The sequence below is a fragment of the Kluyvera sichuanensis genome, assembly GCF_014218705.1.
Lineage (GTDB): Bacteria > Pseudomonadota > Gammaproteobacteria > Enterobacterales > Enterobacteriaceae > Kluyvera > Kluyvera sichuanensis.
Genome location: NZ_JABBJF010000003.1, coordinates 92481 through 111197, shown reverse-complemented (window position 1 = coordinate 111197; position 18717 = coordinate 92481). Strand labels below are relative to the sequence as shown.

Annotated in this window: 15 protein-coding genes and 1 pseudogene; 4 read left to right on the top strand and 12 right to left on the bottom strand. The window is 56.7% G+C overall.

From position 1 onward, the window contains the following. Positions 1-182: 182 nt before the first annotated feature. From HII27_RS04890 to HII27_RS04850, 9 genes are all read right to left on the bottom strand, one after another. The gene (locus tag HII27_RS04890; protein WP_185666851.1) at positions 183-1379 is read right to left on the bottom strand and encodes a nicotinamide mononucleotide deamidase-related protein YfaY; all 1197 of its coding nucleotides are present in this window, start codon (positions 1377-1379) and stop codon (positions 183-185) included. A gap of 98 nt (positions 1380-1477) precedes the next feature. Further along, complete coding sequence (locus HII27_RS04885) at positions 1478-2020, bottom strand: YfaZ family outer membrane protein (protein ID WP_185666850.1); 543 nt, start codon at positions 2018-2020, stop codon at positions 1478-1480. Positions 2021-2196: 176 nt separating this feature from the next. Continuing rightward, positions 2197-3558, bottom strand: a complete 1362-nt coding sequence (gene menE / locus HII27_RS04880) for an o-succinylbenzoate--CoA ligase (protein WP_185666849.1) — start codon at positions 3556-3558, stop codon at positions 2197-2199. Beyond that, complete coding sequence (gene menC, locus HII27_RS04875) at positions 3555-4520, bottom strand: o-succinylbenzoate synthase (protein ID WP_185666848.1); 966 nt, start codon at positions 4518-4520, stop codon at positions 3555-3557. Before menC ends, menE begins: the two co-directional genes overlap by 4 nt. Continuing rightward, on the bottom strand, positions 4520-5377 hold the full coding sequence (gene menB / locus HII27_RS04870) for a 1,4-dihydroxy-2-naphthoyl-CoA synthase (protein ID WP_035892608.1): 858 nt from the start codon (positions 5375-5377) through the stop codon (positions 4520-4522). The genes menC and menB overlap by 1 nt, the downstream gene beginning before the upstream one ends. Before the next feature lie 8 nt (positions 5378-5385). Beyond that, positions 5386-6150, bottom strand: coding sequence for a 2-succinyl-6-hydroxy-2,4-cyclohexadiene-1-carboxylate synthase (gene menH / locus HII27_RS04865; protein WP_185666847.1), 765 nt, complete (start codon positions 6148-6150; stop codon positions 5386-5388). Next, positions 6147-7817, bottom strand: a complete 1671-nt coding sequence (menD, locus tag HII27_RS04860; protein WP_185666846.1) for a 2-succinyl-5-enolpyruvyl-6-hydroxy-3-cyclohexene-1-carboxylic-acid synthase — start codon at positions 7815-7817, stop codon at positions 6147-6149. The genes menH and menD overlap by 4 nt, the downstream gene beginning before the upstream one ends. Before the next feature lie 78 nt (positions 7818-7895). Further along, positions 7896-9188, bottom strand: a complete 1293-nt coding sequence (gene menF / locus HII27_RS04855) for an isochorismate synthase MenF (RefSeq protein ID WP_185666845.1) — start codon at positions 9186-9188, stop codon at positions 7896-7898. 147 nt (positions 9189-9335) lie between these two features. Further along, entirely contained in the window at positions 9336-9797 is a 462-nt protein-coding gene (locus tag HII27_RS04850) for a GNAT family N-acetyltransferase (RefSeq protein ID WP_185666844.1), read from the bottom strand. A gap of 46 nt (positions 9798-9843) precedes the next feature. Between HII27_RS04850 and rbn the strand changes: the two genes are divergently transcribed. The 4 genes from rbn (at position 9844) to HII27_RS04830 (ending at position 15057) form a co-directional block, all read left to right on the top strand. Further along, positions 9844-10761, top strand: a complete 918-nt coding sequence (rbn, locus tag HII27_RS04845) for a ribonuclease BN (RefSeq protein WP_185666843.1) — start codon at positions 9844-9846, stop codon at positions 10759-10761. A 66-nt stretch (positions 10762-10827) separates the two neighbouring features. Beyond that, the gene (locus tag HII27_RS04840) at positions 10828-11823 is read left to right on the top strand and encodes a chemotaxis protein (RefSeq protein WP_185667033.1); all 996 of its coding nucleotides are present in this window, start codon (positions 10828-10830) and stop codon (positions 11821-11823) included. 401 nt (positions 11824-12224) lie between these two features. Then, a complete protein-coding gene (locus tag HII27_RS04835; RefSeq protein ID WP_185666842.1) occupies positions 12225-13310 on the top strand; it encodes an SIR2 family protein in 1086 nt (361 codons plus the stop codon). A 1-nt stretch (position 13311) separates the two neighbouring features. Further along, complete coding sequence (locus HII27_RS04830; RefSeq protein WP_185666841.1) at positions 13312-15057, top strand: ATP-binding protein; 1746 nt, start codon at positions 13312-13314, stop codon at positions 15055-15057. 241 nt (positions 15058-15298) lie between these two features. On the opposite strand, the pseudogene HII27_RS04825 reads toward HII27_RS04830, so the two are convergent. From HII27_RS04825 to puuE, 3 genes and pseudogenes are all read right to left on the bottom strand, one after another. Beyond that, positions 15299-15550: pseudogene (locus tag HII27_RS04825) on the bottom strand (SymE family type I addiction module toxin); the annotation flags it as partial. A 454-nt stretch (positions 15551-16004) separates the two neighbouring features. Next, entirely contained in the window at positions 16005-17276 is a 1272-nt protein-coding gene (locus tag HII27_RS04820) for a Glu/Leu/Phe/Val family dehydrogenase (protein ID WP_185666839.1), read from the bottom strand. Positions 17277-17417: 141 nt separating this feature from the next. Beyond that, a complete protein-coding gene (gene puuE, locus HII27_RS04815; RefSeq protein ID WP_185666838.1) occupies positions 17418-18683 on the bottom strand; it encodes a 4-aminobutyrate transaminase in 1266 nt (421 codons plus the stop codon). Between the last annotated feature and the right edge of the window lie 34 nt (positions 18684-18717).

Sequence of the window (18717 nt, the reverse complement as noted above, 5' to 3'; positions counted from 1 at the left end):
CTGGAATCAGTGTTGCGGTTGTCAGGGCGCTAAATTGTGAGCAACTTCAAACGATGGGGCTATTCCAGCCTGATGGAGGTTTGGAGGGAAAAAGATGAGAGATGGCGCACAGATTATTTCAAAGCAAGTACAACAGGTTGGACTGAAAAAGCGCCGAAGGCCATCTCCGACGCGTTGATGTGTTACAGCACAAGCGAATCGACCACATTAATCCAGCCGTGTTCACTGGCAACCGGGCGACCGTTCAGCCAGCGGCGCAGCATGTTCAGCGCCATCATTGCGCACACTTCTTGGCGCACCGCCAGACTATGTCGCGTATTGCTGAACTTCACCTGGAGCGCGTGGGTGGCGTCCGGGGTGGCGAGCGCAAAGTTGATGTGTTCGCTTTCAAGGCCGCTTACCGCCAGCGCCAGTCCGGCGAAATGATTCACCCGGCGTTCAGCGGCCCAGCGGGCGGTCTGCGCTAAGCTCTCATCCTGCGGCGGTACCACTTCGCTGGCGAGCAGCGGCGCCTGGGCGCGGGACAGTTGCAGAGCAATCAGCCCGCTGGTGAACTGCTCGCTTAAGGTCAGGCTGAGCTGTTTCTCTTTCAGTACTCGCGCCAGCTGCGCAGGCAGCCCTTCGGTGCCTTCAAAAATCAGACTTTCACCCGCCACTTTCTGCACTTCCGGCCACAGCGCCAGCATGGCTTCGCGATGCTCCGCAGGCCCGGTTAGCTTCAGTTCGATAATCGGCATCGAGGAGCGATAGCCCATGCTCACGCCCGGCGGTAGCTCAAGGTGCTGGAGGCTCTGAGCGAGATCGCTTTCTGAGCGGCCAAAGGTGGTCAGACGCAGACACAGCGGCGGTTCGCCGACCGGATAACGCTGGCGAATGCGCGGCAGGATCTCTTGTTCGACCATCACCTTAAATTCGGATGGCACGCCCGGGGTGAAGAACATCAGGCAGCGGTTGAGCTTGACGGCAAAGCCGCAGGCGGTGCCAACCGGGTTATCGATAAACTCGGCGCTGGCCGGGATTTCAGCCTGCTTGCGGTTGCTCGGCGCCATGACGCGGCCGCGCTCGCTGAAGAAGCGCTCCATAAACGCCAGCCACTCTTCGTGCAGAATCAGCGATTCGCCTTTGGCCGTTGCCGCGGCAAGCGCGCTGAGGTCGTCGCTGGTCGGCCCCAGGCCGCCGTTCACAATCAGGATATCCGCCTGGGTACTGCGTTCGCGCAGTATCGCCACCAGGTCTTCCAGGTTATCGCCCACGGTGTTGCGTCGCGTCAGCGGGATTCCCTGCTGAAAGCAAAAGTCGGCAAGCCAGGCAGCGTTTGTATCGACGATCTGCCCCGATAAGACTTCGTCACCGGTGGACAGCATCTCAACCGTTATCATCACTTTCTCCAATAAAAAGAGGACGAGTCACTATAACGCAAGCGGAGGATTTAAGAAGAGAAAAACTGGCGCAGCGGTGCCGCCGCGCCGGGGGGAGATTAGAACGCTGCGCTCACGCCAACGTATGGGCCATCGGCCACGGTGTTGTCGCGATGACCGTCTTTACCCGCGAGGTTCAGGTAACGATAACCCGCTTCGATGCTGATTGGACGCATGATGGTGTAACGCGCGCCCGCGTTCGCTTCGGTGTAGCTGTCGATACCGCTGGAAAGCGAATCTGGAGAGTAGTAGTACTCACCGAACAGACGCAGGCTGTCGCCAATTTTCCACTGCAGGCCGCCGCCGACCGCAGCGGCATAGCCGGAATCGCTGTCGTTCGGATCGGTATAAACGCCTTTACCGCCCACGGTTGCCATGAATGGACCGAGAGGGATATTCAGACCCAGGCCCAGACCTGCGACATCACCGTCGTCGTCGCTGTGCGTCCAGTTACCGGTTAACGCCAGGCCGGATGTCTCAGTGCCGAGACCAAAACCCAGGTTAGTGTAATCTTTACCGGCCTGGCCGCTAAAGCTGACTGCACTCGCTGACGCGGAGACAAACATCAGCCCCGCCAGACCCAATAACACGCTCTTTTTCATCTTCATCCTTTCACGCAAACGCAAAAATAAACGCCCATAACCCGCTGAATTGTACTGCGATACGCAGCGGATTCAATGTACGAAACAGGCAATAATCAGTGGGATTGTAACGAATTACTTCTCATACATCAGCAGGAATAATAATACTTACCAATGTAATCACGCATATCTATTGATCACAATTTTCCCTGTGCGCTTACCCACTGGGTCAACTGATGGCGAGAAACTTTAATTCCCGTCCCTTTCATCGCCTCAGGCAGCAGCAGCCAACGGCAAGGTTGTTGAAATCCTGCCAGTTTGTCCTTTGCCCACTGCGCTAGCTCGGCCATATTCAGCGTCGGTTCAGCGTCCAGCACCGCCACCGGGCGCTGACCAAATTCGATATCATCAACGGGGACAATAAAGACCTGATTCACCGCCGGATGCTGTACCAGCACCCGCTCTACCTCTTCCGGCTGAATGCCCTCACCGCCGCTGAAAAACAGATTATCCAGACGCCCAATGACGTGCAGCTTGCCGTCGTGGATTTCTCCGCGATCGCGGGTGGCAAACCAGCCTTCGGCATTCACCAGCGGCACCAGTTCACCGTTACGCCAGTAACCTGAGGCCATGCTGCTGGCGCGCAGCCAGATTTCACCGTCGACCAGGCGCAGTTCACGCCCCGGCAGCGGCACGCCGACATCCTCGCCGCCGTTAGCTTCGCGCGCACAGACGGTAGAGGCAAACTCGGTCAGGCCGTAGCCGCAGAAGGTTTGAATCCCCTGCGCCGCAGCTTGTTCAGTCAGCACCGCAGGGATAGCCGCACCGCCCAGCAGCACCGTTTTCAGGGTGAGCGGCTGTTCGTCATTAAGCAGACGCCAGAGCTGCGTCGGCACCAGCGAGGCGTGGGAGCAGCCGTGCAGCGCCTGCGCGAGCGGGCGTTCACTGACCGCCATCTGCGCGCCCATCAGCAGCCAGCGCCAGAAAATCCCCTGGCCGGAGACGTGGAACAACGGCAACGACAGCAACCAGCAGTCATCCTGATCAAACGGCATCAGGCTCAGTACGCCGTGCGCGCTCGCCAGATGCGCCGCGCAGGTATGCACCGCCGCTTTCGGCAGGCCGGTTGAACCCGAGGTGAGCGTCATGGAGGCCAGGCGTTCAGCACGCCAGCCGCACGACGATGTCAGCGATGCACAACGCAGCTGCAACGGCGCGAGGCCATAGTGCTCATCGGCTTCCAGATTTAAAAAGTGGCGCAGGCTGAGGCCCGGCAGCAGTTGGTTGACCAGCGTCGTCGGCAGCCGTGGGTTCAGCGGCAGAATGCGCGCACCGCACTGCAACAGCGCCAGCCAGGCCAGCACCGCCTCCGGGAGATTGCGCGCGCAGAGCGCCACGCCGTCTTCGGGCTTCACGCCCTGTGCCTGAAACCCGGCGGCCAGCGCGTCGATACGTTCGCACAGCGCCGTCCAGCTCAGGGTTTCGTCATCGAGACGCAGCGCGATGGCGTCGCCGCGCACGTCACGCCAGTGCCGCCACGGCCAGGTTGTAAAGGTCACAGCAGTGGCTCCATATCCTCGATCGCGCCGCACGGCAGCAAGCTGCCAGGCCAGCAGCGAATCAGCTGGGTCTGCATCAGATCCAGGGTATCGAGGCCGGGGATAGTTTGCGGCGTCAGCCACGCGGCGATGCGCGCCAGTTGGGTTAAGCCGAGGCTTGATTCCAGCGAGGAGCTGATCACCGCCGTCAGGCCAAGCGCGTGTGCCGCCGCCACCTGGGCTTTTACGCGTTCCAGGCTGCCGGTCAGCGTCGGTTTGATCACCACGGCTTTGAGGCCGGGCTCGGCTTCAAAGCGGAAATCCGCCTCGCGCAGGCTTTCGTCCCAGGCAATCGCGATGCCGGTTTCACGCGCAAAGGCGCGCGAGTCATCGCGGGTTTTGCATGGTTCTTCAAGGAAAGCGATACGCGAGCGGTGATCCGGGTTGACGTATTTGGCGAACTGCTGGGCTTTCAGCGGCGTCCAGGCACGGTTAGCGTCAAGGCGCAGGGTCAGCTCTGGAATGGCTTCCAGCAGCAGGTTCACCACCATGCCGTCGCGGACCGCTTCATACAGGCCGACCTTCACTTTCGCCACCTTCTCGCCGGACATGTCGGCGAGCTTGATAACCAGATCGTCCGGGTCGCCAGTGCACAGCGGCGCGGCGCGATAGTCCGCTGCCTCGGGCAGCGCATCGTTCAGCTCCGCCAGCGCGCAACTGATGCCGAAGGCTACCGAGGGAACCTCTGGCAACGCGCGATCGTCGCCCTGTCGCCAGGCGTTAACCCAGCCCAGCAGCGCCGACTGCGCGTCGTCCAGCGACTCCAGGCTAAAGCCCGGCAGTGGGGAGATCTCTCCCCACCCGTCCCGTTCGCCGTCACGCAGGTAGACGAATAACCCATCACGGGTTTTCAGCCGCCGCTCGCGCAGAACCACACCTGCGTCCATCGGTATCTGCCAGCGGTAAACCTGCGCACTACGCATTACGGATTCCGTTTGAATTTGCTGAAGTCAGGCTGACGTTTCTGGTTGAAGGCGTTACGGCCTTCCTGACCTTCTTCGGTCATGTAGAACAGCATGGTGGCGTTACCCGCCAGTTCCTGCAGACCCGCCTGACCGTCACAGTCGGCGTTCAGCGCGGCTTTCAGGCAGCGCAGCGCCATCGGGCTGTTTTGCAGCATTTCGCGGCACCAGCGAACGGTCTCTTTTTCGAGGTCGGCCAGCGGTACTACGGTGTTCACCAGGCCCATATCCAGCGCCGCTTTAGCATCGTACTGGCGGCACAGGAACCAGATTTCACGCGCTTTCTTCTGACCGACGATGCGCGCCATGTAGGAAGCGCCCCAGCCGCCATCGAAGGAGCCGACTTTCGGGCCGGTCTGGCCGAAGATGGCGTTATCCGCCGCAATGGTCAGGTCACACATCATGTGCAGCACGTGGCCGCCGCCGATGGAGAAGCCTGCGACCATCGCCACGACCGGTTTCGGGCAGGTACGGATCTGACGCTGGAAGTCCAGCACGTTCAGGTGGTGAACGCCGCTGTCGTCCTGGTATCCGCCGTAGTCGCCGCGCACTTTCTGGTCGCCGCCAGCGCAGAAGGCTTTGTCGCCCGCACCGGTCAGGATGATCACGCCGACGTTGTCGTCATAGCGGGCATCCGCCAGCGCCTGAATCATCTCTTTGACCGTCAGCGGACGAAACGCGTTGCGAACCTGCGGGCGGTTAATGGTGATTTTGGCGATGCCGTCAGCGGATTTTTCGTAGCGAATGTCGGTAAAACCTTCGGAACAATCGTGCCACTCAGCGGGGGCGTACAGCATAGCTTCATCAGGATAGATCATAGCGAGTCCTATAAGTTAACAGGCAGAATCTGAGCCAGGCACGCGGCCACGCCCACGGGATTTTCCCGGTGCGCGTTGTGCCCGGCATCATGAATAAGGTGGCAAGGTCGCGAGAGTTCCTCGGCAATAGCCCGAAACTTGCGGTCGCGCTCGCCACAGAGATACCAGAATGGCTGTGAAAGCGTGTGCAGCGCAGGACGGAGGTCTTCCTGCACGGATAAAGAAGTGGCCAGCAGCATTGCCGCCAGCGCGTTGCCGTCGTTGTGCTGACGCAGCGCCACTAGCGAATCGCGCTGCACGTCGGTGAGGCTGGCAAAGACCGACTGTTGATACCAGGCGCTGAAAACGTCCGCTAGCGGAAGCTCACGAAAACGCTGCGCCCAGGCTTCGTCATTGCGCCAGCGCGATTCCCGCTCCGCGTCGTTCGTCAGCCCAGGGTGACCACCTTCGACAATCAGCCCTGCGAGGCCTTCCGGCCGCGAGCAGGCATAGTGCATGGCAATCCGTCCGCCCAGCGAGTACCCCACCAGCCAGTAATTAAGTATATTGTAACTAAGCAGCGTAGCCTGGAGTGCGGCGTCCATCTCAGTGAAGTTATTGACCCGCACAGACGCAGAACCACCGTGGCCGGGGAGATCGACATACAGCCGATTGGCCCGCGCAAAGCGCTGCCCCACCGGCTGCCATTCGCGGTGGTCGCCGGAAAAACCGTGCAGGAAAACCAGCCACGGCTGTGAGGAGTCGCCCTGCTCGGCCACGGCGTGCAGAATCATAGCTTGCTGACCTGCGCCAGCAGATGCTGCAGCGTTTGCGCACCGTCAGTGTCGTTTACCACCAGCTCAATCACCGTGGTCGCGGGCGTACGCCAGGCGGTGCTCAGCGCCGTTTCCAGCGAGGCCCAATCCTCTGGCTGCTGATAGCGCAGGCCAAACATCTTCGCCGCATGTTCGAAGTGAACGTTTTGCGGCATCGCGTAGAAGCGCTCGCGCTCCTCCACCGGCGTCGGCAGCAGAGAGAAAATCTGCCCGCCGTTGTTGTTGACCACAATCAGCACCAGCGGCGCGGAGACCTGACGCAGCAGCGCCAGCGCGTTGAGATCGTAGAGCGCGGACAGGTCGCCAACGATGGCCAGCGTCGGCCTCGCGCTGGCACGCTGCACGCCAGCTGCCGTAGAAATCAGGCCGTCGATGCCGCTGGCACCGCGGTTGCTATAAACCGGATAGCCCGCCGGAAGCTGGCCTAAAGCGTCAATTAAGCGCACCACCAGGCTGTTGCCGACGAACAGTTGCCCTTGTTCAGGAAGATAGCGGCGAATACGGTGCGCCAGCTGCGCTTCACCAAAATGTTCACTTTGCGCAGCGACCGCATCCCATGCCTGCTCGGAGAGCGTGGGGATGACCGTGGTCCACGGCGCGCGTTTTTCCGCTGGGTGTTTTTCCAGCCACTGGGCGATATTGCTCACCAGTCGACGACCACGATGGTGCGCCGGGTCAAGACGGCCGGAGAGCGGGTCGACCAGCCAGTACTCGTCCGGTTCGCAGGCCAGCTGCCATTGCAGCACGCGTTTGCCGGTGAGGCTGCTGCCAAGCTGCACCACAATCTGCGCCTGCTCAAGCTCGCTGATGGCGGCCGGGTTGCCGAGCCAGAGATCCGCGCACGGAAGCGGCTGCCCGGTTTGCGACAGCACGTCGCCAATCAGCGGCCAGCCGAGGGTTTTCGCCCATTCGGCAACCTTCTTGCCCTCTTCCGCGCTCATGCGCCCGGCAACAATCACGCCGCGCTTTTGCCGCCAGAAGAACCAGTCGCGCTGGACGGCACTCTCCTGATGCAGCGCTTCGCGCAGCCAGGGTTTTTCCCCCTGCCACCAGTCGCCTAACGCCTGCTGCCAGGCAAGGCCAGTATCGTCCATATCGCCATACAGCGGTTCAGCAAACGGGCAGTTGATGTGTACGCCGCCGGAATGCAGTGAGCCCAGCGCGTCATCCACCACGGAGACCAGCCAGCGGGCCGGAATATCCTGGCTCGGGCGCGGTAACGAGAGGGTGCTGGACGGGTGTGAGGCAAACATACCGGGCTGGCGGATCGCCTGATTCGCGCCGCAGTCAATCAGTTCCGGCGGGCGGTCGGCGGTCAGCAGAATAATTTTTTCACCGGTCAACCCCGCTTCAATCAGCGCCGGGTAGAGGTTCGCCACCGCCGTGCCGGAAGTGACAATCACCGCCACCGGCTGCAGGCTGACCTTCGCCAGCCCCAGCGCCAGATGCCCAAGCCCGCGTTCATCAAAATGGGTGTGATGAATAAAGGTGCGGTTCTCCGCCGCCGCCAGCGTAAGCGGTGTGGAACGAGACCCCGGCGCAATGCAAACGTGCCGCACGCCGTGACGGGTTAATGCTTCAAGGATCACCGCCGCCCAGCGTCGGTTAAATGCGCTTACTGACATGAAGTTGTCCGGTATCAAATAATCAACTCAGTATAGATTCTACGGCTTAGTAGGATTTTGATATGAATCGGTAATGTTCTATTCAGGGAACAGCAAAGCGCGCAGACCCGCCGCTTTATTTTCGATCTCCTGCCACTCCTGCTCAGGATCCGAGCCGTCGATGATGCCGGCCCCGGCATACAGGCGCACCGTATCGCCTTCCACCTTCGCCGAGCGCAGCGTGACGCAAAACTCGCTCTGACGACGAGAAAGATAGCCCGCCGACCCGGCGTACCATTCGCGGGTAAACGGCTCGAAACGGTCGATAAAGTCCAGCGCCTGCGCGCGCGGCAGCCCCGCCACCGCCGCCGTCGGCTGCAGTTGCAGCAGGCAGCGCGTATCGTCCGCCACGTTAAGCTCCGCCTGAATGCAACGGCGCAGATGCTGCACCTTGCGCAGGCGAACGATTTCCGCAGGCAGAACGTCGAGGGTGTGGGTCAGCCCCTGTAAGCGCTGGCAGATATCTTCCACCACCAGGCTGTTTTCCCGCTGGTTTTTATCGTCGTGCATCAGCCAGTCGCCCAGCCGCTTTGCGGTTGCTGCATCATCGTGCGCCGCCACGGTGCCCGCCAGCGCTTCGGTACGCAGCGCCGTAACGCGCCGCCGCCATAAACGTTCCGGCGAGGAACCGAGAAACGTCCGCTGCGCGTCGAACGCCATATAGAAATGATAGCAAGAGAAATTGACCCGGCGACTGGCGGCCATCAGCGCACTGGCGTTCGGCGCACTGCTAAAGACCAGATCCGTTGCCCGCGCCAGCACCACTTTGCTAAAGGCACCGTCGCGAATCGCCTGGGTAGCCTGGTCAATCAGCCGACACCAGCCCTCTTTGCCAGGGCGATGGGTTTCACTTTTCTGCTGCAACGCCAGCTCCGCCGAGGCGTGATGGGCGGTAAGCAAGGCCAGGCATGCTCGCGCCTGTTCAGCATCCTGCTGGAGCGAGGTATCACTCCACAGGTTGATGCGAAGCTGAGCGTGCCCGGCTTCGCGCCGCCATTCCAGACGTGGCAGGAACAGCTGGCCGACGTTGGGATCAAACGCGTTCACGCCGCAGATGCGCAGATCGTCGCGCTCAAGCGTGTGCAAAAAGGCATTGGCATTAGCCAGGGAGGAAAAGGTCTGTACGGCACCCAGCGCGGCAATCTCTTCTTTGCCGCTGCGCTGCTGCCAGTAGAACTGCGGCCAGACCGCCTGCCCGCTAAGCCAGGCAAGCGGGTCGAAGGCATCGCTCAGGGGGAAAGAGACTTCGAGGGTTCGCGCGCCGGGCAACGCTGGAAAATCGTCTGTCAGCAGCCCTGACAGGCTCTGCAACGCCGCTAGAATGGATCGCACGCAAACCTCCCTATGATAAAAACCACATAGTATACGGGGTACTTGTTATAAAAAGCAGTACCCACGATTAGGGAGCGGAAACGTAACAAGGCAATATCGCACTGAAAATCAACGCTCTTTGCCTTTCACTATAGACGGGATTTAGGGTTATGCCTGCGCCACTTCTCGCGCCATCCCCACGTGCGGAATACCATCTTCGTCGTAAACGTCGGTCACGGTGATAAACCCGAAATGGCCGTAGAACTCCCGCAGATGCGCCTGCGCGCCAAGATAGAGCGCCCGCTGCGGCCAATGCTGCTGGCAGCTGGCCAGCGCGCGTTCCATCAGCTGGTAGCCCAGACGTTCGCCGCGTACGGCTGAGCTGACAATCACCCGGCCAATCACTACCGGTTCAATTTCTTCCTCACTGACCAGAATGCGCGCGTAGGCCACCAGCTTGTCGTCTTTCCAGCCCAGCAGATGGCGGTTTTCACCCACCAGATCGTCACCGTCGATATCCAGATACACGCAGGCCTGCTCCACCACGAAAACTTCGCTGCGCAGCTTCAGCAGGTCGTACAGCGTCGGGACGGTTAATTCAGAATGGTGCAAATCTTGCCAGCGAATCATGGTAGGCTCCTTAAACCTTATTTTTTACCGCCAGGGGCGCGGCGCTATGCAATTGACGTTTTTAGGTACATCCGCGGGCGTGCCAACCCGAACTCGCAACGTAACAGCAATGCTGCTGAATCTGCAACACCCGACGCAGCCGGGGCTGTGGCTTTTCGACTGCGGCGAAGGCACCCAACACCAGCTGCTGCACACCGCTTTTCATCCGGGCAAAATCGAACGCATATTTATTAGCCACCTGCACGGTGACCATCTGTTTGGCCTGCCGGGGCTGATTTGCAGCCGTTCGATGTCGGGCAGCGCCCAGCCGCTCACCCTGTACGGGCCAAAAGGGCTGAAAGAGTTTGTTGAAACCACCCTGCGCCTGAGCGGTTCGTGGACCGATTTCCCGCTGGAAGTGGTTGAAATCAACGGCGGGGAGATCCTCGACGACGGCCTGCGTAAAGTCACCGCTTTCCCGCTGAATCACCCGGTCGAGTGTTACGGTTTTCGCGTGGAAGAACACGATAAGCCCGGCGCGCTGGATGCGCGCAGGCTGGTTGCCGCAGGCGTCGCGCCTGGCCCGCTGTTCCAGCAGCTTAAAGCCGGTGAGCAGGTCACGCTGGCGGACGGCCGCGTGATTAACGGCGCGGAATACCTCTCCCCTGCCACGCCCGGTAAAAAAGTGGCGATTTTTGGCGACACCGCCCCGTGCGATGCCGCGCTGGAGATGGCCCGCGACGTTGATGTGATGGTGCATGAAGCGACGCTGGAAGCCGCCATGGCGGAGAAAGCCAACAGCCGCGGACACTCGTCCACCGAGCAGACCGCCCAACTGGCGCGGGCCGCCAACGCGAAGCGGCTTATCGTCACCCACGTCAGCTCGCGTTACGATGCTGAAGGCTGCCGCCGCCTGCTCGCCGAGTGCCAGGCGTATTTCCCGGCATGCGAACTGGCCGAAGATTTCGCCACCTTCACGCTGTGATAACGTTTTAGCCACGCCTGCCGATAACTCAGCTAATAAGAGAACGCTTTTTACGCTGAGGGCATGATGGATAACTTCCAGAAAGAGATCGACGACAGGGCTAACCTGACCCTGTCCAACCGTTTTGAGCTGCTGCTTTTCCGCCTCGGCGCGTCATCGCAGAGCGACGCCTCGGAGCTGTACGGCATTAACGTCTTTAAGCTGCGGGAAATCGTCCCGATGCCAAGCTTCACCCGCCCCGCCGGCATTAAGCCGCCGCTGATGGGTATGGTGAACATTCGCGACCAAATCATTCCGGTTATCGACCTCGCCGCCGTGGCGGGCTGCAAGCCTGCCACCGGCCTGAACATTCTGCTGATTACCGAATACGCCCGCAGCGTGCAGGCCTTCGCCGTCGAATCCGTTGAGAACATTACCCGCCTCGACTGGACGCAGATCCACACCGCCGAGAAAGCGGTGAACGGCAAATACATCACCAGCATCGCCTGCCTCGACGATCATAAGGAGAGCAACAACCTGGCGATGGTTATCGACGTGGAGCAAATTCTTTACGACATCACCCCTTCCAACCACGACCTGCACGCCAAAGAGCTGAACCCGCGCAAATTCAATATTAAACCGGGCGCCACGGCGATTGTCGCCGAGGACTCCAAGGTAGCGCGCGCTATGCTGGAGAAAGGGCTGAAGGCGATGGACATCCCCGCCCAGCTGCACGTAACCGGCAAAGAAGCGTGGGAGAAAATTGAGCTTATCGCCCAGGAAGCGGCGAAAGAAGGCGTACCGGTGAGCGATAAAATCGCCCTCGTGCTGACCGACCTCGAAATGCCGGAGATGGATGGCTTTACCCTGACCCGCAAAATCAAAACCGACCCACGGCTGCGCAATATTCCGGTGGTGATCCACTCCTCCCTGTCGGGGAACGCTAACGAAGACCATATTCGCAAGGTTAACGCTGATGGGTATGTGGCGAAGTTTGAGATTAACGAACTGGCGGCGGTGATTGAGCGGGTGCTGAATAAGGCGGCTGGGAGGGGGGAAAGTGGGTTGCATGCGGTGAGGTGAGTGTTAGGAAGGCCGCCAGGAAGTGTTGATGCCTGGCGGAAATTTTTGGAGGTCTGCTATGAGCGAACTGCGGACATCGACAATGCTCCCCACAACTAACGGAAGCATTACTAACATTACGATGTGTTCATTAGTGGGAGTAGGTTTGACTGTGGGCCAAACATTAATACAGGGGACATTCTTGCTGCCATAACATCCATTTGCCTCAATGACGATCTAAAAGATGTTTTACGCGGAGCGAAACCTACGATTGGCAGAAACTTGATATAGCTCTACAAATGAGTGTTCTAGATTATTGCTCCGCAATAAAAACTTGAAGCATTAAAGCAAGAGAATAAAGTACTAATGCTGCAGAAGTTAGGTGGTAAGCACTGAAATTTGATGTTTTAAGTGGGGGGGACATGGAGTTGACAAAGGAATCTGCATATCAAGCGATTGCAGAGTTTTTTACTGAGAAGCCGTTTGTTTTATTTGGCACAGGAACTTCATGTGCACTTGATCTAAATTTTGGGATGCCAGCATTAGAGCGCCACCTTCGAGCCGAGTTGACCAGTGGTATGACGGATACCCAAGAACAACAATGGCAGCAAGTTATCTCTGCACTTGATGGGGGTAGCAATGATTTTGAATCTGCTATGGACTTCATCAAGGATGAGGCTCTGACCACTCGAATAGTCGAGCTAACTGCAAGCTTTGTTGCGCATCATGATAACATTCACGCCCATCAAATCATTTCAGGATTACGCGATTGGCCTGCTGGTTCACTACTGAAAAAGCTCGTTGAGACTCTGCCACAGGCCGATAAACAACTTCACGTCGCAACGCCTAATTACGATTTATTAGCTGAGTACGCCTTTATTCGACATAAAATTCCATATATTACGGGGTTTTATGGCGGCTTTCTTCAACGTTATGACTGGAGTGAAGCAAAAAAAGCAGTTCAATCTATTCATAAAGGCTTAGGCAAGCCGAGACAACCATCAAGAATCGTTGAATGTAAACATGTTCGACTACACAAACCACATGGTTCATTAAATACGTTTGAATGGGAAAATCACCTTATTGAGTGTAATAGCTGGATTCTCAACAAACCTGAAGGCGTTGTGCGAGCGATGATCACTCCTGGCACAGCCAAATATCAGCGATTGCATAAAGACAGGGCCCAGTTGGCTGAATATGATAATGCTGTTGGAAACCATACCTGTTTTCTGTTTTTAGGATTTGGCTTTAACGATTCCCAACTTGTAAATAACGCATTTAGACAAAAACTCGAACAAGATCAGTGCCGTGCGTTGGTTATTACTCGGGATTCAAACTCAAGAGTCGAGGAATGGTTAGATAAATGCCCAAATATGTGGCTTATCTGCAAACAGACAAATTCAGATAAAAGCAGAATCTACAATTCAAAGTTTGAAAACTGGCTGCATTTAGATGACAAGGAATTATGGCGTTTTGACGCTTTCGCTAACGAGTTTTTAGGGGGGTAATATGGCTCTTTTTACTTTAAATGACGACAGCTACATACTTGGCAATATTCGTGAGGTAGACACCAGAAAAGTAACCATACTTGTAAATAGTGACAAGGATCTGCGTAAGGCCAGAGTTGGACAACTTGTAACAGTGCAACTAAGCGGAGCAACAGAATGTTGGCTCATTGGCATGATTGATAAAGTAATCAAAGCAGTAGTTGCTCAACCCCTTACCCAAGAAGTGCAAGAAGATGATGCGGACGAGATAGACGCATTTGAAGATAGTGTTATCAACACAGTCAAGATTACGTTAATGGGCGGGACCCGATGGGACGCAATTGAGCAAAAGTATAAGTTTTCAAGGTCTCTAGATCACGTCCCGGAAATCGACTCAACCTGTTACGTACTTAAAGACGCCCACCTCGAAGAATTCATGCGTGTGATTTCTGAATGTGGCGATGGAGAGCACTCACTGGAACTGGGCTCTTATAAGCTCAATGAAAATGCACGCGCTTATGTTGATGGCAATAAATTGTTCCAGCGGCATGCCGCTCTACTTGGTAGTACGGGATCTGGTAAATCATGGACGGTTGCTTCGATTCTGGAAAGGAGCTCGAAACTGCCATCTTCAAACCTCGTTGTATTCGACTTGCACGGTGAGTACAAAGAACTTTCCTATGCCAAACAAATGAGAATACCAGGGCCGGATGAGGTTGATACAGATGATGACTCACTCCTCTTCCTACCTTATTGGTTGCTCAATTCGGAAGAGATTCAGTCATTATTCGTTGACCGAAGTGAGTTCAGTGCACATAACCAAGTTGTGGTTGTGCAAGATGCGATTACAGAGCAAAAGAAATCTTTCCTACTAGCGAATGAACGAACCGATCTGTTGCAGTCTTTTACACTTGACAGTCCAATTCCCTTTTCTCTCGATAATGTCATTGAAAAGTTAAAGTTTTTAAATGAAGAAAGGGTTCCGGGGGCGCAAGCTGGAAAGGAAAAAAATGGCCCTTTTAACGGTGAGTTTTCTAGATTGCTAGTCCGTATGGCTAGTCGCTTGCAAGATCGACGTTATGGATTTCTTTTCAATAGTCCGGAAAAATACAATCAGTACAGTTCGTTGAGTATGATTGCCGAAAAGCTGATGGGTTTTGGTATTCAAAAAAAGAGTATTAAAGTAATCGACTTCTCAGAAGTTCCGGCCGATATACTACCAGTAATCATTGGGTTGGTTGCCCGTATCATTTATCAAGTTCAATTCTGGACTGATCCGACAGATCGCAGACCAATTGCATTTGTCTGTGATGAAGCTCACCTATACTTGCCAAGAAAAGAAGGCAATCCAGTTGAACGCAGAGCCGTTGAAGCATTTGAAAAAATCGCTAAAGAGGGCCGGAAATATGGCGTTGCATTAATGATTGTAAGCCAAAGACCTTCAGATGTAAGTACCACTATTCTGAGTCAGTGTAACAACATTATTTCACTGCGTTTAACAAATGCGGATGACCAGGCAACTGTACGAAAATTACTGCCAGAAAGCCTAGAGAGCCTATTGGAGGCATTACCCATCATGGATGTCGGGGAAGCTATGGTTGTCGGTGACTCAGTACTTCTACCAAGCAGAATTAAAGTTGACCCTCCAACAGAAAAACCGTTAAGTGCAACAATAGATTTTTGGTCTCGTTGGCAGGAGAACGTTACCAATGCAGACTTTGTATTGGCTGTAGAAAACATGCGTCGACAAAATAGAACGAAGTTATAACCAGAAACAGCCCCTCAGGCGAGGGGCATAAGCAGGTCAGGTTTGTTCAACCCCGTTTTCGGATGGAGTTGTATCCCTAAAAAATAACAAACTATGATAGGTATCCTGCTACTCGTTGATTAATACATCGTGATATCAGCAATGTCCGCTCTTGGCACAAAGCAGAAGTGAGCTCCTCTTGCGCAACCCGCAAAAACCCCGGCGTCGCTCCGCTCAGCCGGGCGACCATTGTCGCTTGCCGCTAGAATTTCCCGCCCGATTTACTCCGCTTAATCACCGGAATATCCCCGCTATCGTTCAGCGCCCCCGGAAAGGTTTTCAGCCATGCTCTCACTTTGCGCTGGTTGATGTTCGCGACGCTCATGCCTTCAATGCAGCCCCATAGCTCGCGGGTGTTCTGCGGGGTGATCACGATGCAATCTTTCATTACGCGGACTTTGATGGGCATGCCGTCGATAAATCCGGCTTGGGAGAGCCATTCTCCGCCAAGGTGGACGGCGCGGCCTTCAACGAAGGAGTAGAACTCGCAGTGGGTGAAGTCTGGTACGGTAGTTGTGGTGAGGGGTGTCGCCATCGTGGCAGCCTCCGATAAGTGATATTTTCTCTCTCATTGGTGGCTAAACCAGACGGGGTTAGAACGACCGACTCATCGATACCGGTGCATCTTTCAATGCCCCCGCTAGCCCACCATTGAGATGGTGACTGTGCATACGACAGAAATTTGCGTTAACGCGCTTTATATCGTCGATGAAGTTGGTTCAGGGTTCCAATCCCGGCACCTGATTTTGCAGATACAACAACAGGATACTGCGCTTAACGGGGCTGAGCAATACGGGTTGCTGGAAGGACGCTCGCAAAACTGAATGACAATCATACTGCCGTAACATCATTAAAGCCCGATACGAAAACGTCATCGGGCTTTATTCCGCACTACCAGCAAACAGAGATTACGGGTAAATCCCGCGCTCTTTCCTCGCGGTAAGAATACGCTCGCAGGCAATCGCATACGCCGCCGTGCGCAGCGAGATCTTCAGCTGCTGCGATTTATTCCACACATCATCAAAGGCGTTGAGGATGATTTTATCCAGCTTTTGATAGATCTCGTCTTCTGACCAGTAGAAGCTGGAGAAATCCTGAACCCACTCAAAGTAGCTCACCGTCACGCCGCCCGCGTTACAGATAACATCCGGGAGCACGATAATGCCGCGCTCGCGCAAGATGTCATCGGCCTGCGGCACCGTCGGGCCATTCGCGCCCTCCAGCACCAGGCGGCATGAGAGGCCTTCGGCGCGTTGAGCCGTAATCTGGCCCTCCAGCGCGGCGGGGATCACGATGTCATAGTCGTACAGCCAGAACGCATCGGGGTTGACGTCAGCCGCGCCCGGGAAGCCCTTTATCTTGCCGTTCTCGGTTTGCCACGCGATAAGTGCGTCAATATCAATGCCGGAGGCGTCATACAGCGTGGCGGAGTGATCCTGCACGGAGATAACTTTTGCTCCTTCGCTGGCAAACAGCTGCGCGGCGACGCTGCCGACGTTACCAAAGCCCTGCACGCCAATACGCGCGCCGGTGATGTCGAGGTTAATGTGTTTCGCCGCCGCCATGCCGGTGACAAAGACGCCGCGTCCGGTGGCCTTAACGCGCCCCAGTGAGCCGCCGAGGTGGATAGGTTTGCCGGTGACCACGCCGGTGGTGGTGGAGCCGACGTTCATCGAGTAGGTGTCCATCATCCAGGCCATCACCTGCGCGTTGGTGCCCACGTCCGGTGCTGGAATGTCCTGCTGTGGCCCAATAATCAGGCCGATTTCGCTGGTGTAGCGGCGGGTCAGCCGTTCCAGCTCTTTCTTGCTGAGCTCGCTTGGGTCAACGCGAATACCGCCTTTGGCGCCGCCGAAAGGCAGATTCAGCGCTGCGCATTTGATGGTCATCCAGGCGGATAACGCCATCACCTCTTCTAAGGTGACGTCCGGGTGGTAGCGCACCCCGCCCTTACCCGGCCCGCGGGACAGGTTATGCTGTACGCGATAGCCTTCGAAATGGCGCACGGTGCCATCTTCCATCTCCAGCGGAATGTCGACAATCAGCGCACGTTTGGGGCGGATCAGCGTGTCGGCCCAGCTCTCCAGCTCTCCTAAATACGGCAGCACGCGCTCAACCTGGGCAATAAAGATATTCCATGCGGAATCGGGATTGTTATTCAGAAACGACAGCGTTTTCATCGTTTACCTCAACAGTGAAATCGGATTTTTAATAAAAAAACCGACGATACGGATGGCTATCGTCGGTGCTCGTATGAGCAAAGTACCACGGCACTAAAGATGTCCATGTTGTGCAGAAAGCGAGGGTAACGTGGCGGTTCGTCAGTCCTTCAGGGCGTTTTTGATGATCTCCAGCGCCTGGGTGAACTGGAACTCCGGTATGGTTAACGGATAGAGGAAGCGGATCACGTTGCCATACTGGCCGCAGGTCAGCAGCAGTAACCCCTGCTCCAGCGCTTTACGCTGCACGCGCTGAGCCAGTTCGGCAGACGGTTCTCCGCTTGTCGGGTCGGTAAACTCTGCGGCAATCATCGAGCCTACGCCGCGCACTTCTGCCAGACCCGGCGCGTATTCGCGGGCGTCTTTCAGGGTGGCACACAGACGTTCGCCTAACGCATCGGCGCGCTGACACAGTTTCTCGTCATCAATAATATCCAGCACCGCCAGCGCAGCCGCGACGGAGAGCGGGTTGCCCGCGTAGGTGCCGCCCAGGCCACCTGGCGCTGGTGCATCCATAATCTCGGCTTTGCCTACCACGCCGGAGAGCGGCATACCGCCCGCAAGGCTTTTGGCGATGGTCATCAGGTCCGGTTTATCCGCGTAGTGATCCATCGCGAACAGCTTGCCGGTACGGGCAAAGCCGCTTTGTACTTCGTCGGCAATCATCACGATGCCGTGCTTATCGCAGATGCGACGAATCGCCGCGACGAAATCAGGAGGCGCGACGACAAAGCCCCCTTCCCCCTGGATAGGTTCGAAGATAATGGCGGCGACCTGCTCAGCATCAATATCGGCCTTAAACAGGCGTTCGATGGCTTTTACCGCATCGTCGGTGGTGATCCCGTGCAACGCGGAAGGATAAGGCGCGTGGAATACCGATCCCGGGAAGGGGCCAAAGCCTTTTTTGTAAGGGGCTACTTTGCCCGTCAGGGCCATGGTCATGTAGGTGCGGCCGTGGAAGCCACCGCCAAAGGCGATAACGCCCGGTCGGCCGGTGTGGGCGCGGGCAATTTTCACCGCGTTCTCTACCGCTTCGGCACCGGTGGTGAAGAAGGCGGTTTTCGCGTCGCTGCCCACCGGGGCCGCGGCGTTAATCTTCTCGGCCAGGGTGACATAGCTTTCGTAAGGGACAATCTGGTAGGCGGTATGGGTAAAGGCCTGCAGCTGCGCTTCAACGGCCTGCACCAGGCGCGGGTGGCGATGGCCGGTGTTGAGTACCGCGATACCGGCAGCAAAATCAATAAACTGGCGACCTTCTACATCCGTCAGGGTGCTGTTCTCTGCGGACTGTGCGAAGAAATCGCACATCACACCCACGCCACGTGGGGTGGCGGCCAGGCGACGTTGATGCAGGTTTTTATTACTCATAGTGTTGCCTCATCCTTTTTTATAAGTCTGTGAA

Excerpts from the sequence above, each read along its gene's own strand:
- HII27_RS04890 (WP_185666851.1), bottom strand. The coding sequence starts at position 1,379 with ATGATAACGGTTGAGATGCTGTCCACCGGTGACGAAGTCTTATCGGGG.
- HII27_RS04885 (WP_185666850.1), bottom strand. The coding sequence starts at position 2,020 with ATGAAAAAGAGCGTGTTATTGGGTCTGGCGGGGCTGATGTTTGTCTCC.
- menC (WP_185666848.1), bottom strand. The coding sequence starts at position 4,520 with ATGCGTAGTGCGCAGGTTTACCGCTGGCAGATACCGATGGACGCAGGT.
- menB (WP_035892608.1), bottom strand. The coding sequence starts at position 5,377 with ATGATCTATCCTGATGAAGCTATGCTGTACGCCCCCGCTGAGTGGCAC.
- menH (WP_185666847.1), bottom strand. The coding sequence starts at position 6,150 with ATGATTCTGCACGCCGTGGCCGAGCAGGGCGACTCCTCACAGCCGTGG.
- menD (WP_185666846.1), bottom strand. The coding sequence starts at position 7,817 with ATGTCAGTAAGCGCATTTAACCGACGCTGGGCGGCGGTGATCCTTGAA.
- HII27_RS04850 (WP_185666844.1), bottom strand. The coding sequence starts at position 9,797 with ATGATTCGCTGGCAAGATTTGCACCATTCTGAATTAACCGTCCCGACG.
- rbn (WP_185666843.1), top strand. The coding sequence starts at position 9,844 with ATGCAATTGACGTTTTTAGGTACATCCGCGGGCGTGCCAACCCGAACT.
- HII27_RS04840 (WP_185667033.1), top strand. The coding sequence starts at position 10,828 with ATGGATAACTTCCAGAAAGAGATCGACGACAGGGCTAACCTGACCCTG.
- HII27_RS04835 (WP_185666842.1), top strand. The coding sequence starts at position 12,225 with ATGGAGTTGACAAAGGAATCTGCATATCAAGCGATTGCAGAGTTTTTT.
- HII27_RS04830 (WP_185666841.1), top strand. The coding sequence starts at position 13,312 with ATGGCTCTTTTTACTTTAAATGACGACAGCTACATACTTGGCAATATT.
- HII27_RS04820 (WP_185666839.1), bottom strand. The coding sequence starts at position 17,276 with ATGAAAACGCTGTCGTTTCTGAATAACAATCCCGATTCCGCATGGAAT.
- puuE (WP_185666838.1), bottom strand. The coding sequence starts at position 18,683 with ATGAGTAATAAAAACCTGCATCAACGTCGCCTGGCCGCCACCCCACGT.